We start from the raw sequence: 13,628 nt of genomic DNA, 5'->3' as shown, positions 1-13,628 counted from the left end.
GTACGGGATCAGAGGGAACGCACGGGCACATCGCCCTGCGGAAGGTCGAGGGGACGCGGCGCCTGCGTGCCGGGCAGGGAGGCCGCAGCGGCGCCGTAGCGGATCGACTGGCGAAGCGCCTCGGCCGGGCTCGCGCCGCGTGCCGCGGCGAGCACGAAGCCGGCGAGCGAGCTGTCACCGGCGCCGACCGTGCTGACGACGCGGATGCGCGGCGGACGTCCCGCCCATGCACCGTCGGCCGTGACCAGCACGGCCCCCGCGGCGCCGAGCGTCACGAGCGCCGCCCCCACCCGCGCCGGCACGAGGGAGCGTGCCACGGGCAGGACCGCGGCGACGAGGTCGACGCCTTCGTCGAGCGGAATGCCGGCGAGCTCGGCGAGCTCGTCCTCGTTCGGCTTGATGAGATCCGGGGCACCCTCCGCCACGACGGCGCGCAGCGCCGCGTCCGAGGTGTCGACCGCGATGCGCGGCGGCCGGGAGCCCGCGCGGACCGCACGGATCACGTCGACGTAGAACGCGTCGCCCGCGCCGGGCGGGAGAGAGCCGGCGAGCACGAGCCAGTCGGCCCCCGCGGAGGCGGCGACCACGGCATCGATGAGAGCCTGCCGCTGCGCGGCGTCGAGCGCGGTGCCGGGCAGGTTGAGCTTCGTGGTCTCGCCGTCGGCGTCGACGATCGTCAGGTTCGACCGCACGTGCCCGTCGACCCCGACGGCTCGGTACGTGATCCCCGCACCGTCCAGCACGGCACGATAGGGGTCGTCGGCGGACAGCGGCAGCACGGCCTGCGTGTCCTCGCCGGCGAGTGCGACGACGCGGGACACGTTGATCCCCTTGCCGCCCGCATCCTCACGTCCTCCGAGTGCCGTCTGCACCTGGCCGGGCCGCAGCGGCGCGGCCAGGCTGATCGCCCGGTCCAGGGAGGGGTTGGCGGTGAGTGTGACGATCATGCGAGCCATACCTCCACTCCGGCATCGCCGAGCGCGGAGGCGAGCTCCCCGGCGGGCGGCGTGTCGGTCACGAGAACATCGATGTCTGTCAGAGGGGCGAAGCCGACCAGCAGCTCGCGGTCGAACTTGCTGCCGTCGACGACAACCACTGTGCGCCGGGCGCACCGCACGATTGCCCGCTTGACCGCCGCTTCCTCGGGATCGGGCGTGCTCAGACCGAACTCCGCCGACATGCCGTTCGTCCCCACGAACGCGATGTCGGGACGGAGCGCTCCGATCGCCTCGACCGTCTGCGCGCCGACGGCGGCGGAGGTGACGCTGCGCACCCGGCCGCCGATCACGGTGAGGGCGACACGGTCGGCGTCGGCGAGTGGGCCGGCGAAGCTGAAGGCGTGGGTGACGACGTCCGCCTGGCCGCCCTGCTCGGCCAGTCGCGCGGGCAGGAGAGCGGCGACCGCACCCGTCGTGGTGCCGGCGTCCAGGAACACGGATCCGCGGAAGCCGGACCCGATGGCCGAGAGCGCGCGACGCGCGATCGCGTGCTTCTGCGAGCCCCGCAAGGTGGACCGCTCGACGAGCGTCGCCTCGGTCGTGCTCTGCCTGTCGGGCGCGATAGCGCCGCCGTGCACCCGGATCACCGAGCCCTGACGCTCGAGCGCGTCCAGGTCGCGTCGCACCGTCTCGGTCGTGACGCCGAAGCGGCGGGCAAGGTCGGTCACCGACACTCGTCCGTCGACGAGGAGCATGCCCTCGATCGCCTCTTGGCGCTCCATCGCGTACACGGTGGCCTCCTTTGGATAGCCACAGATTACAACACAGTCCCACATGGAGCAACGGTTTCGGCGGGCGAAAACACAGAAGCGCCCCCGGTCGTCGGACCGGGGGCGCCTCAGGAGACGGGACGGCTCAGGCTTCGCTCATGGCCTGCACCTCGGCGCGGCCCTTTGCGGCGTAGTAGGCGGCTCGTGCGGCATCCTTGCGGGCCTGCTCCGCCTGACCGGCGTCGAGCTCCTCCTGCGAGATCGGGACGCTCTCGACGTGGTTCACGCCGTGGTACTTCTCGATGTAGGCGTCGAGCTCGGGGCCCGACTCCCACGAGGTGATCAGGCAGTAGCGCGGCTCGGTGCCGCGGTGCGTCGCCGCGTGCCACAGCCGCTGCGTGTCGATGATGAGCTGCGCGCCGGCGGGCAGCGCAATGCGCACCTCCCCCTCCGGATCGGTGCGGTTGTGGCGCAGCACGAAGAAGCTGTCGGTGTCGTCGGTCAGGTTGAAGAAGCCGCGGACGACCCAGCCCGTCCCGTCCGGGTTGAGGCGGTTGTTGTCGTCCTGGTGCAGGTTGTAGAGGCAGTCGCCGTACGGAGTCGGCTGCAGCTCGATCACGCGGCACCGCCCGACGTTCGCGCCCGGCTCCTGTGCGCGACGCGCGAGGTTCGGCGCCTTCTCGACCTGGGAAGGGATCCAGACGCCGTCCTTGTCCGTGCGCGGCGGCTTGTGGTTCCAGAAGCCGTTGCACTCGATCTCGCCGAAAGCGCTCGCGAGCGGCGCGAAGCGCGTGTCACCGGAGGACTTCCAGTCGTTGTACTCGATGTCGAGCCACTCCTTGGGGTCCAGCTCCTGGTTGTAGCGATCCAGGACGACGTAACCCGTCTCCTCGAGCGCGGCGGACGTGATGTAACCCATGACGAATCATGCCTTTCGGTCGGGGCCAGCGAAGTTTTTACAGGCCCAGGTAAGGTCAGCCTATTCCCGCGGGCTGCCGCACCCCTGGGAGGCGGGCCGGTAAAATCGGACCCGGCCGCGGCGCGCTCCGATGCCGGTGCCGCTGCGAAGGACGACCGCCATGACCCTCTCCCCTGCCGCCGCCACCAACGTCGACGCGACGGCGGTGGGCACCCTCGCGTGGCTCTCGTCCCGTGTCTCCGGCATCGTCGTCCCGGTCTACCAGCGTCAGTACCGCTGGGACATCGGCGGGTGCGATCAGCTGCTCTCCGACATCCGCGCGGTCGCGGACGCCGACGACGGCCGCACGCACTTCCTCGCCTCCATCCTGTCGACGCGCACGGAGGGATCTGACGACGAGCTCGTGCTGATCGACGGCCAGCAGCGCATCACGACGCTCATGCTGCTGGTCGCCGCGCTCCAGCACACCGTGCGCCCGAACGACCCCTCCCTGGCCGAGGAGATGGCGAGCGTGCTCGTCCGCCCCGACGATCCCCGCCGCACCAAGCTTCGGCCGCATCGTGCGTGGGCGGGAGTCTTCGAGGATGTCGTGCTCGACCGTGGCGCGGACGGCGCGCAGGGTTCGCGCTTCGCCGACAACTACGCCTTCTTCCGCAGCCAGATCCGGGCGGAGGAGGTGCCCCGCATCTGGCGGGGGCTGCAGCGCCTGGAACACGTGTCGATCACCCTCGGCCCGCACGCGGGGGCGCAGCAGATCTTCGAGAGCCTGAACGCCACGGGCGAGCCGCTGCGGGACCACGAGCTCATCCACAACTACGTCCTGATGGGGCTCAGCCATGCGCAGCAGCTCGACGTCGAGGAGTCGTTCTGGGTCCCGATCGAGCAGAACACGGGTGAGGCGATCGGCGAGTTCTGGCGCCACTACCTCGTCATGCGCACGGGCCGCGAGGTCACGGTATGGGGCGGTCGGGGGGTGTACGACGCCTTCCGGCGCGAGTTCCCGCGTCTGGAGGCGGACTCGCTGCACGACCAGGCCGCCCAGTGGCGGGACTTCTCCGAGATCTATCGTGTCCTCCGGCAGCCCGCCCACGCCGAGTCCGAGGCGATCGGGCGCCAGCTCGCGTACCTGAACACGTTCGGCCCACGGCTGCACTCGCTCGTGATGCGGCTGCTCTCCGAGCGCCGCCACGGGCTCCGCGACGAGGCGGCGCTGATCGAGGTGCTCGAGTACCTGCAGGCGCTCCTGCTGCGACGGACCCTCGTCGGCGTGCCGCTCGATCGCATCGTCGCACGGCTGTGCCGCGCCCACGCGGACGGCGGTGACGCGCTCGAGCGGGCGATCGCGCGCATCTCGCCCTCGGACGAGCGCGTGCGCGTCGCGGTCAAGTACGGCGCTCTCCCCCACCCGGCGTACGTGCTGGGCCGCCTCGCCGGGCTTCCGCGTGTCGCGGGTCTCGACGTCGAGCACGTCCTGCCCGTCGCTCCCGGGGACGACTGGACGGGCGACGGCCGCCGGGCCTGGCGAGACTATGGCGACGACGAGCAGAACAGCGCGCGCGCCCTGACGGAGACGCTCGGCAACCTCACCCTGCTCGAGGAGGCGCTCGCGGAGCGGGCGATGGATGCGTCCTTCCCTGCCAAACGCGGGCTCTACGGGACATCGCGGGTGTCGCTCAGCCAGGAGCTCGGCCGGGTCGAGAGCTGGGGAACGTCCGCGATCGCCGAGCGCACGGAGCGTCTCACGCGGCAGCTGGTCTCGCTGTGGGCCCGCCCACGCGTGACCGCGATCGACGACGACGGCCTCACGCCGATCCTGGATGCCGTGCCCCGTCGCGGCTGGCCCCACGGCTGGGAGCGCGAGTACGCGTACGTGGAGTATCGCGGGGAGCACTGGGAGGTCTACGACATCCGCCATCTCTTCCGGCGGGTGTTCCTCCGGCTGTGGTCGGATGCGCGTGCCGCGGTGCTCGAGGACAGCGCGCGCCGTGGCGGGCCGGTCTACGCCGGCCAGGCCTGGCACGGACAGTGGGAGACCCTCGACGAGACGCACTCGCTGTATCTCGGCTGGGACTCGAGCTACATGCTGAGCGCCGTGCAGGGTGTCCTCGAGGAGGCCGGCATCGCCGCCGAGGTGTTCCTGAAGTACTCCTACATCGGCGAGGCGATGCGCTGAGGTAACCTCGTCAGCAGTGACACGGGGTGCCCGGGAGGGCTGAGATCACACCCGTCGAACCTGATCTAGTTCGTACTAGCGAAGGGATGTCGCCATTGCGCACGTCATCGCCGTCTCTGTCCGCCGCCTTCTGGGCCGTGGAGGAGGTGAGAACGACAGCGCCGCTCGTGCAGTGCCTGACCAACGCGGTCACGGTGAACTTCGTGGCCAACACCCTGCTCGCGGTGGGCGCGTCACCGGCGATGGTGGACGTGCCGGGAGAGGCGGGCCCGATGGCGGGTGCCGCGTCCGCGGTGCTCATCAACCTCGGCACGCCCGGCGCGGAACAGCGTGAGGGCATGCTCGAGGCTGCCGAGGCCTGTGCCGACATGGGCCGCCCGTGGGTGCTCGACCCCGTCGCCGTCGGCGCTCTGCCGGTGCGGACCGACCTGGCCCACCGGCTCCTGACGCGGCGACCGACCGTGATCCGCGGAAACGCCTCCGAGATCCGAGCGCTGGCGGGAGCCGGGACGGGCGGGCGCGGGGTGGACGCGGCGGACGATGTGGCGGGTGCCGCGGACGCCGCCCTCGCGCTCGCCCGCACATCCGGCGGGGTCGTCGCGGTCTCCGGCCCCGTGGACCTCGTCACCGACGGCCGGCGCACCGTGCGGATCACGGGCGGCGACGTCCTGCTCACCCGCGTCACGGGCGGCGGCTGCGCGCTGGGCGGGGTCATCGCCGCCTACGTCGCGAGCCATGCAGACCCGTTCGAGGCCGTCGTGACCGCCTGTCTCGGCTACGGCATCGCGGCCGAGCGCGCCGCCCACGCGGCGGCCGGACCGGCCGGCTTCGCGGTCGCCTTCGTCGACGCGCTCGCGTCCCTCCGCTCCGCCGACCTGGTGGCCGAGGGGCGGATCGCGTGACCATCGACCTCTCGCTCTACCTCATCACCGACGAGCGCGCGGCGGCGTCGGCCGGACGCGGGGTGCTCGACACGGTCCGGCTCGCCGTCGCCGGCGGTGTCACCGCCGTGCAGGTGCGGGCGAAGGACGCGTCCGCTCGCGATCTCCTCGCGCTCGTGCACGCCGTCGCGTCCGCCGTGCCCGAGCGTGTCGCCGTGATCGTGAACGACCGTGTGGACGTCTTCCTCGCCGCGCGCGCGAACCGCGCCGCGGTGGCGGGTGTCCACGTCGGCCAGCGGGACATCCCGGTCGACCACGTGCGGCGTCTCGTGGGCCCGGACGCCGTGGTGGGGCTGACCGCGGCCACGCCGGAGGAGCTGCAGGATGCGGCGGCCTCCCCCGCGCGCGTCGACTACGTCGGAATCGGCACGGTCCGCGAGACGACCACCAAGCTCGACGCCCCGGCCCCGCTCGGGATCGAGGGCGTGATCCGCCGCGCCGCGACGTGTCCGCTGCCGGCCGTCGCGATCGGCGGCATCGTCGCGAGCGATGTGGCCGTGCTCCGCGCCGGGGGCCTCGCGGGAGTCGCCGTCGCCTCGGCGGTCGGAGCGGCCCCGGATCCGACCGCGGCCGCACGGCTCTTCGTCGGAGATCCCGCGTGAACCGGGGCACGCCGCCGGCCGCGCCGCGCATTCTCAGCATCGCCGGCACCGACCCGACGGGAGGCGCCGGCATCCACGCCGATCTCAAGAGCATCGCGGCGAACGGCGGCTACGGGATGGCGGTCGTGACCGCTCTCGTCGCGCAGAACACGCGCGGCGTGCGCAGCATCCACGTGCCGCCCGTCGGCTTCCTCGCGGAGCAGCTGCGTGCGGTGAGCGACGACGTCGAGATCGACGCCGTCAAGATCGGCATGCTGTTCGACCGGGAGATCGTCGACACCGTCCGGGACTGGCTGGAGACGGTGCGACCGCCCATCGTCGTGCTGGACCCGGTCATGGTGGCCACCAGCGGCGACCGGCTGCTCGGTGAGGCGGCCGAGTCGGCGCTGCGCGACATCCTTCCGCTCGTCGACCTCGTCACGCCCAACCGCCCGGAGCTGGCGGCGCTGCTCGACGAAGCGGAGGCGGAGACCTGGGAGCAGGCGCTCGCACAGGCGCGCCTGCTCGCCGAGGGACACGGCGTGTCGGTGCTCGCCAAGGGCGGGCACTTCAACACCGCCGCTGCCTGCGACGCCCTTGTGGATGCCGCGACCGGCAGTGTCACCGAGTACCCGTCGCACCGCGTGCGCACACGCCACACACACGGCACCGGCTGCTCGCTCTCGTCGGCGGTCGCGACGCTCCGCGCACGTCGCGGGTCATGGGGCCCGGCGATCGCGGAGGCGAAGCGGTGGCTGACCGAGAGTCTGGAGGCCGCCGACGGGCTCCGCGTGGGTGCGGGCAACGGACCCGTCTCGCACTTCGCCGGGCTCTGGGACCGCGCCGGCGACCCCGTCGCGCCGGAGCACGTCGCCGCCGCGTGGTGGGAGGGCATCCGCGGGATCCGCGACGCGACCGACGACCTCCCCTTCCTGCGAGGCCTCGCCGACGGAACGCTCGGGGCAGCGGCGTTCCGCTGGTACCTCGCGCAGGATGCCCTGTACCTTCGCGACTACGCACGGGTGCTCGCGCACGCGAGCGCGCTCGCCCCGACATCCGAGGAGCAGACCTTCTGGTCCTCGAGCGCAGCCGGTGCGATCGCGGCCGAGCTCGAGCTGCACAGCCGCTGGCTCTCGACCGATGGGCTGTTCGACGCGGCGCCGAGTCCGACCACGACCGCGTACATCGATCATCTGCTGGCCCTCGCGGCGCGGGGCGACTACGGCGCGCTCGTCGCCGGCGTCCTCCCCTGCTTCTGGATGTATGTCGACATCGGCGAGCGGCTGCTGCCCGCGGCGACGCCGGAGAACCCGTACACCGCATGGATCGAGACCTATGCGGATCCTGCGTTCCGCGCCGCGACCGACCGCGCCATCGACATCGTCTTCCGTCATGCCGCGGGAGCATCGGTCGCTGCGCGCGGTCGGATGCGCGACGCGTTCGTTGTGTCGGCGCAGCACGAGAGGGCGTTCTTCGCCGCGCCGCTCGCGCTCAGCTCACCCGAGCGAGCACCGCGTCGAGCTCCGTGACGAAACGATCCGCGTCGGCGCGCGTGAACGGCAGCGGCGGGCGCAGCTTGAGCACGTTCCCCTGTGGTCCGCAGACCGAGGTCAGCACGCGCCGCGCGCGGAGCCCGTTCACCGTCCGCGTCGCCAGCGGACCGTCCGGACGCTTGCGCGCCCGATCGGCCACGAGCTCGAGGCCGGTGAACGCGCCATCGCCCCGCACGTCGCCGATGGCCTCGTGCCGGGTCGCGAGCGTGCGCAGCTGCGAGCGGAAGTAGGCGCCGACATCGGCAGCGTGCTGCTGCAGCCCTTCGTCGCGGATGACGTCGAGCACGGCCTGCGCCGCCGCGATCGCGACGTCGTTGCCACCGAACGTGTTGAAGTACGGCACCTCGCGCGCGAAGACGTCGAGCACCTCGGCCGTTCCGGCCACGGCGGCCACCGGGTACCCGTTGCCCATCGGCTTGCCCATCGTGACGAGATCGGGGGTCAGGCCATGACGCGCGAAACCCCAGAACGCCGAGCCGGTCCGCCCGAACCCGGGCTGGACCTCGTCGGCGATGAACACGCCGCCCGCCGCCCGCACCGCGTCCACCGCGGGTGCGAGGAAACCGGGCGGGTCGGAGTAGACGCCGTCCGAGGAGAAGATCGTGTCGACCAGGAGCGCCGCGGGCCTGATGTCCGCCGCCGACATCTCCGACAGAGCCACCCGCACCGCCGCCGCGAACGTGGCGCCGGGGTCCTCGTCGGCCCGGTAGGTGTCGGGGGCGGGCACGGTCCACACCGCGGGCCCGATCTGCGACCCGGAGCCGAGCGCGGGCGAGAGCCCGGAGACGAGGTCGGTGTTCCCGTGGTAGGCCTCCTCGGTGATGATCACACCGGTCCCTCCGGTGGCCGCACGCGCCATCCGCACCGCCAGGTCGTTGGCCTCCGAACCGCTGCACGTCAGCATGAGGCGCGCGATCGCGGCGGGCATCGTGCCGAGGAGGTCCTCCGCGTAGTCGACGATCGGCCTCGACAGATAACGGGTGTGCGTGCTGAGGCGCGCCGCCTGCTGTGCGATCGCCTCCGCGACACGGGGATGAGCGTGTCCGACGCTCGCGACGTTGTTGTAGACGTCCAGGTACTCCACGCCTTCGACGTCGTAGAGGTGGGCGCCGGAGCCGCGCACGGGCCGCACCGGGTCCTCGTAGAAGAGCCGATAGGCGGGGCCGAGGAGCCGACGGCGCCGCGCGATCAGGCTGCCGGCTTCCGTCGTCTCGTCCGGATCCGCCTCGTACGCGTTCGCGTCGAGGATCGTGGAGCGCACCGCGGTCACGGGATCAGCGCTCCTTCGCCTCGTCCAGGATCACGCGGCCGAGCCGCGCGAATCGCTGAGGCGACACCTTCTTCAGCACGAGGGCCCACACCACCCCCAGGAGCGCGACACCGCCGACGATGTAGGGGATGGCGGCGAACACCGGGCTTCCCGCCGCGGTTCCCGCGGCGAACTCCGCGTTGGCGACCAGGAGGAACACGACGTAGATCATTCCGACGGCGCCGAGAGCGGGCGCGACGAGTGTCCTGAACCAGTGCTTGGTCTCCGGGTGCGCACCGCGCACGTGGAAGTACCCGATCACCGCGATCGCGGCGACCGCCTGCACGATCATGATGGCGCTCGTGCCGAGGATGGCCATGAGGCCGTAGAGCGCGCCGTAGGGATCCTGCCCCGTCACGAAGAAGGCGACGACGATGAGGGTCGCGACGATGCTCTGCACGAAGCCCGCGACGTGCGGCGAGCCGTGCACGCTGTGCGTGCGGCCGAGTGTGCGCGCCAGCCCCGGGAGGATGTCCTCACGTCCGAGCGCGTAGAGGTATCGCGACGCGCTGTTGTGGAACGCCATGCCGCAGGCGAACGAGCCGGTCGCCAGGAGGATCTGGAACATGATCACGGCCCACTGGCCGAGGTTCTCACCGACCGGCCGGAAGAAGATGTCGCTCGAGGTCGCGCTGTCCTGCGCCAGGGCGATCGCCGTCTGGGGCCCCACTCCCACGATCGCCAGCCAGGAGACGAGGACGTAGAAGATGCCGATGCCCACGACCGACCCGATCACCGCGATCGGGATGATCTTCTTCGGGTTGCGGGACTCCTCGCCGTACATGGCGCTCGACTCGAACCCCACCCAGGACCAGAACGCGAAGAAGAGACCGATGCCGGCGGACCCGGCGACCGCGATGGCGGAGCCGCCGTCGGGGGCGGGCACGGAGCCGGAGAGATCGACGAACGCGTTGAGCGGGTTCAGCGACGCCCACGACCACCCCTCTGGGCCTCCGCCGCGCACCAGCACCGACACGGCCATGGCTGCGAGCATGAGGACCTCCGTGACGAGGAACACGCCCAGGATCTTCGCAGCGACGTTGACGTCGAAGTAGGTGAGGGTCGCGTTCGCGACCAGCATGATCACTGCGAAGACGATCCACGGGACGCTCGCACCCGTGAGCGACTGCACCAGGTTGCTGCAGAAGAACGCGAAGATGCCGACGAGGGATGCTTCGAAGACCATGTAGGCGAGCGTCGTGAGCATGCCGGCGCTGAGCCCGATGACGCGGCCGAGACCGTGCGAGATGTACCCGTAGAACGCGCCGGTCGCCGTGATGTGCTTGGACATCGCGGCGTAGCCGATGGCGAAGAGAGTGAGCACGACGGTGGCGACCATGTAGCCGGCGGGTGCGGCCGCGCCGTTGCCGAAGCCGACCGCGATCGGCACATTGCCGACCATCGCCGTGATGGGGGCGGCCGTGGCGACCGACATGAACAGAACGCCGACCAGACCGATCGCGTTCGGGCGGAGCCGGTGGACGCCGTCGGCGGGGCGTTCTGCGCTCGTCGATGGAGCAGCACTCGTTTCGGTCACTTCTTCTCCGATCATTTGGTCTGGTATCTCAGGTGCGGCCAGTGTGAAGGCATCTGACGACGGTGTCAAGTCGGTCTGATGCTCCGAGATCGGCCTGATTTCAGGCATGTTTCCGAGAGTCTGCACCACGTTACGGCTGGATGAAATCCGGCCTGTTTGGTCTGCTCTAGCATCTCTGAATGGTCCGTGGTGAGCTAGATCTGATGAGGTGATCGGTTCAGAGGACGAGTACACGCGATTCGCTCGCGCAGCTCTCGATCGTTACGGATTCGGCGCGCACGCGCAGCTCACGCTGCTCAGCCTCAGCGAGAACGGCACCTTCCTGGCGCGCGACCAGGACGGCGCCGCGATCCTGCGGGTGCATCGTCCGGGATACCACGACCGGCGGGCCATCGAGTCGGAGCTCACCTGGATGGAGCGGGTGCGGGAGGACTGCGGCATCGCGACGCCGCATCTGGTGCCGGCCGCCGACGGCTCCCGCGTCGTCACGGTCGTTCTGGACGACCAGGTCCGCCACGTCGACGCCGTCACCGTGGTGGCGGGACGCACGGGCGAGGAGGCGGTGGGCGGGGTCCCGCTCGCCGAGCTCGGCCGGATCAGCGCACATCTGCATCGGCACGCGGAGAGCTGGCGTCCACCGGAGGGCTTCACACGATTCCGCTGGGACTTCGCACACTGTCTCGGCGACGCGCCGCGCTGGGGACGGTGGCAGGACGCGCCCGGCATCCGTGGTCGCGACCACGGGATCCTGGCCACAGCGGTCGACACACTCCGCGCGGCGCTCGAGGAGTACGGCACGTCGCCGGCGAGGTTCGGGCTCGTGCATGCCGATCTGCGGATGTCGAACGTGATGGTCGGAACCTCCGGCGAGATCACCGTGATCGACTTCGACGATTGCGGCTACGGCTGGCTGCTCTCCGATCTCTCGTCGATCGTCTCCTGGCGCGAGCACGAACACGACGAGGCCCATGCCGCTATCACGCAATGGCTGCGCGGCTACCTGCCTCACCGCGAGCTCACGGACGAGGACCTGGCGATGATCCCCGCCTTCGTGATGATGCGTCGGCTCATGCTCACGGCGTGGCTCGGAACGCATCCGGATTCCCCTCCCGCGCGCCGTCTCGGCGGCTCCTACGCCCGCGGGACGGTCGACCTGGCGGATCGCTACCTCCGTGATCGGAGATGGCTCCGCTATACCCTGTCGGACCTCCGGTCCGCCGTCACCACCTGAACCAGAAGGAAGTCCCGCATGTTCGATCTCACCGGCCGCCGAGTCCTCGTCACGGGAGGCTCCAAGGGCATCGGTCACGGCATCGCCGCCGCGTTCGCCGAGGCGGGCGCCTCCGTCGCGATCGCCGCTCGTGACACGTCGGCGCTGCAGGATGCGGTCGGCCGGCTCGATGCGCTCGGTCCCGGACGGGTCACCGCCCACGTCGCCGACATCACGAGCCGCGAGGACACCCATCGGATGGTGGCGGAGGCCGTCGCAGCGCTGGACGGACTCGACGTGCTGTGCGCGAACGCGGGCATCTTCCCCGAGCGCTCGCTGATCGAGATGGTCGAGGAGGACCTCGACGGCGTCCTCGCGGTGAACGTCGCCGGCACGATCTGGGCGGTTCAGGCGGCGATCCCCGCCCTCACCGCGTCCGGCCGGGGACGCGTCATCCTCACCTCGTCGATCACCGGACCGACGACCGGGTACCCCGGGTGGTCCCACTACGGCGCGACCAAGGCGGCGCAGCTCGGGTTCATGCGCAGCGCGGCCCTCGAGCTGGCGCCTCGGCGCATCACGGTCAACGCGGTGCTGCCCGGCAACATCCTCACCGAAGGCCTGAGGGACATGGGCGAGGAGTACCTCGCGACGATGTCGCGGACGATCCCCCTCGGCGAGCTCGGCACCCCGGCGGACATCGGGGCGGCGGCCGCGTTCCTCGCCACCGACGAAGCGCGCTACATCACCGGACAGCCGATCGTCGTGGACGGCGGACAGACGCTTCCGGAGAGCCCGGAGGCCGTGCTCCCCGTGACACCGTGAGCCGTCTCGCGGCCGGTGGCCCCGACTACAGTGAAAGGATGGTTTCGGCGGAGAGCGAAGGCGGCCCCGTCGCCGAGGACGTGCGCCGCCGGATCATCCGGCTGATCGCGGCGGGTGCGCTCGCGCCGGGAGCACGGCTGGGCACGGAACGCGAGATGAGCGAGCGGTTCGGCGTGTCCCGCGTCACAATCCGCAGTGCGATCCTCCCCCTGAGCAGAGCGGGCATCCTCGAGCGCCGCACGGGGCGCGCAGGGGGCACCTTCGTGCGCTCCGGTCTTCTGCCCCGCGAGGCGGCCGAGCAGCTCGGGCTCCCCCGGCGTCTTGCCGCGACGGGCCACACCACCGTGACGACCGTGCTCGCGACGCGGAGAGCCGCAGCCACCGAGATCGAGGCGGTCGCGCTGGGGATCGAAGCCGGCACTGAGCTGGCGATCATCGAGCGCCTGCGTGAGGCCGACGGCGTGCCGCTGTCGATCGACAAGGCGCACTTCCCGCTCACGCTCGCGCCCGACCTGCTGGATCAGCCCCTCGGTGGATCCCTCTACGAGATGCTCCATGAGCGCTACGGCATCGACCCGCACCACGTCGACGAGGAGATCAGCGTCGTGTCGGCGAGCCGCCGTGAGGCGCGACTGCTCGGCGTCGCCGAGCGGTCGCCCCTCCTCCAGCTCGTGCGTGTGGCGCGCGATGCGGCCGGCCGCGCCTTCGAGTACTCCGAGGATCTCTTCCGCGCCGACCGCGTCCGGCTCGTCGCACGTCGAGCCGGCCATATCGCCCGCGATGCGGCGCGAGCCGACGACGGGATCATCGAGCTCTCCGTCAGCGTCTGATGGCGTGCCTGGAATACCGCTCCCGCCGCACACGGTTGTCTC

12 protein-coding genes and 1 riboswitch are annotated in these 13,628 nt (G+C 71.2%); of the genes, 7 read left to right on the top strand and 5 right to left on the bottom strand.

The annotated features are described in order from the left end of the window. Positions 1–8 precede the first annotated feature (8 nt). The 3 genes from QE381_RS02410 to QE381_RS02400 form a co-directional block, all read right to left on the bottom strand. Complete coding sequence (locus QE381_RS02410) at positions 9–947, bottom strand: 1-phosphofructokinase family hexose kinase (protein ID WP_307215168.1); 939 nt, start codon at positions 945–947, stop codon at positions 9–11. Beyond that, on the bottom strand, positions 944–1,729 hold the full coding sequence (locus QE381_RS02405) for a DeoR/GlpR family DNA-binding transcription regulator (RefSeq protein ID WP_307215166.1): 786 nt from the start codon (positions 1,727–1,729) through the stop codon (positions 944–946). The genes QE381_RS02410 and QE381_RS02405 overlap by 4 nt, the downstream gene beginning before the upstream one ends. A 124-nt stretch (positions 1,730–1,853) precedes the next feature. Further along, complete coding sequence (locus tag QE381_RS02400) at positions 1,854–2,627, bottom strand: hypothetical protein (protein WP_307215164.1); 774 nt, start codon at positions 2,625–2,627, stop codon at positions 1,854–1,856. Between the two features lie 160 nt (positions 2,628–2,787). Here QE381_RS02400 and QE381_RS02395 point away from each other — a divergent pair, with 160 nt between their 5' ends. The 4 genes from QE381_RS02395 to thiD all read left to right on the top strand — a co-directional run bounded on the left by QE381_RS02395 (position 2,788) and on the right by thiD (position 7,851). After that, positions 2,788–4,800 (top strand): DUF262 domain-containing HNH endonuclease family protein, encoded by a 2,013-nt coding sequence (locus QE381_RS02395; RefSeq protein ID WP_307215162.1) that lies wholly within the window; start codon positions 2,788–2,790, stop codon positions 4,798–4,800. Positions 4,801–4,812: 12 nt separating this feature from the next. Continuing rightward, positions 4,813–4,904, top strand: a riboswitch (TPP riboswitch). A 42-nt stretch (positions 4,905–4,946) separates the two neighbouring features. Beyond that, positions 4,947–5,702, top strand: a complete 756-nt coding sequence (gene thiM, locus QE381_RS02390) for a hydroxyethylthiazole kinase (protein ID WP_373426895.1) — start codon at positions 4,947–4,949, stop codon at positions 5,700–5,702. Next, positions 5,699–6,343, top strand: coding sequence for a thiamine phosphate synthase (gene thiE / locus QE381_RS02385; RefSeq protein WP_307215158.1), 645 nt, complete (start codon positions 5,699–5,701; stop codon positions 6,341–6,343). The genes thiM and thiE overlap by 4 nt, the downstream gene beginning before the upstream one ends. After that, the gene (thiD, locus tag QE381_RS02380; protein ID WP_307215156.1) at positions 6,340–7,851 is read left to right on the top strand and encodes a bifunctional hydroxymethylpyrimidine kinase/phosphomethylpyrimidine kinase; all 1,512 of its coding nucleotides are present in this window, start codon (positions 6,340–6,342) and stop codon (positions 7,849–7,851) included. Before thiE ends, thiD begins: the two co-directional genes overlap by 4 nt. Here thiD and QE381_RS02375 read toward each other — a convergent pair. Next, positions 7,814–9,145, bottom strand: a complete 1,332-nt coding sequence (locus tag QE381_RS02375) for an aspartate aminotransferase family protein (protein WP_307215154.1) — start codon at positions 9,143–9,145, stop codon at positions 7,814–7,816. The two genes, thiD and QE381_RS02375, sit on opposite strands and share 38 nt — an antisense overlap. A 4-nt stretch (positions 9,146–9,149) precedes the next feature. Further along, positions 9,150–10,721, bottom strand: coding sequence for an APC family permease (locus QE381_RS02370; RefSeq protein WP_307215152.1), 1,572 nt, complete (start codon positions 10,719–10,721; stop codon positions 9,150–9,152). A 208-nt stretch (positions 10,722–10,929) separates the two neighbouring features. On the opposite strand from QE381_RS02370, the gene QE381_RS02365 reads away from it, so the two are divergent. Genes QE381_RS02365 through QE381_RS02355 form a run of 3 tightly spaced genes read left to right on the top strand, consistent with a single transcriptional unit; the run spans position 10,930 to position 13,586 of the window. Beyond that, complete coding sequence (locus tag QE381_RS02365; RefSeq protein ID WP_307215150.1) at positions 10,930–11,952, top strand: phosphotransferase enzyme family protein; 1,023 nt, start codon at positions 10,930–10,932, stop codon at positions 11,950–11,952. An 18-nt stretch (positions 11,953–11,970) separates the two neighbouring features. Next, positions 11,971–12,756, top strand: coding sequence for a 3-oxoacyl-ACP reductase FabG (gene fabG, locus QE381_RS02360; RefSeq protein ID WP_307215148.1), 786 nt, complete (start codon positions 11,971–11,973; stop codon positions 12,754–12,756). 38 nt (positions 12,757–12,794) lie between these two features. Next, entirely contained in the window at positions 12,795–13,586 is a 792-nt protein-coding gene (locus QE381_RS02355; RefSeq protein ID WP_307215146.1) for a GntR family transcriptional regulator, read from the top strand. The last annotated feature ends 42 nt before the right edge of the window (positions 13,587–13,628 follow it).

It is taken from the genome of Microbacterium sp. SORGH_AS_0888, from assembly GCF_030818905.1.
Classification (GTDB): Bacteria; Actinomycetota; Actinomycetes; order Actinomycetales; family Microbacteriaceae; genus Microbacterium.
The sequence above is the reverse complement of the archived record's forward strand: the minus strand, read 5'-3'. Positions and strand labels throughout refer to the sequence as shown.